The organism is Vibrio sp. 2130-1 (genome assembly GCF_033339515.1).
On the sequence record NZ_JAWOUT010000151.1, the window covers coordinates 1 to 841 of the forward strand.

The 841-nt window shown below is 44.8% G+C and carries 1 protein-coding gene; it reads left to right on the forward strand.

The window, feature by feature from the left end:
* Window positions 1-841: lipopolysaccharide assembly protein LapB (locus tag R7Q09_RS24825; protein WP_318143781.1), on the forward strand; the 841-nt coding region annotated here is incomplete at both ends.

Here is an 841-nt window from a genome sequence, read left to right on the forward strand (position 1 = left end):
AGCTGTAGACCACTTTATTGAATTGCTCCAAGTTGACAACGAAACGATTGATACTCACTTAGCGCTGGGTAATCTTTTCCGTTCTCGTGTTGAAGTCGACCGTGCTATTCGTATCCACCAAAATCTCATTTCTCGTTCTGGCTTGACTCTAGATCAGAAAAACCTAGCCCTGCAGCAGTTAGCGAAAGACTATATGGTGTCGGGGTTTTTAGACCGAGCTGAAAAAATCTTCGAACAATTAGTTGAAGAGCCCGATTCCAAAGAGGCGGCGCTCCAACAGTTAGTCACTATTTACCAGCAAACGCGTGAATGGGAAAAAGCGATTCATTACGCCAATCAGCTAGCTAAAATGGGTAATCAGCGTAGTCGTATGCGTACAAATATTGCGCATTTTTGGTGTGAAATTGCCATGCTAGACCAAGCTGATGGCAATACGAATAAAGCTATCCAGCATTTCAAAAAAGCACTTTCCGAAGATCCAAAATGTGTTCGAGCAAGTATTTCGCTCGGCCGGATTTACTTGGAGTCAGAAGACTACAAACAAACCATTAAGTATCTAACGGGTGTATTGGAGCAAGACAAAGACTTTGTGAGCGATGTTTTGCCGACAATTGCTGAGTGCTATCACCATCTCGGGCAAGAAGATGAACTGGTCGAGTTTTTACGCGCCTGTATTGATAAAAAGGCAGGGGTGTCAGCGGAGTTGATGCTGGCTCAGTTAGTCGCTCACCATGAAAGCGTCGGCGCTGCCCAAGAATTGCTGACGAAACAGCTACTGAAAAATCCAACCATGAAGGGCTTTTATCGCCTGATTGACTACCACATTGCAGAGGCTGAAGAC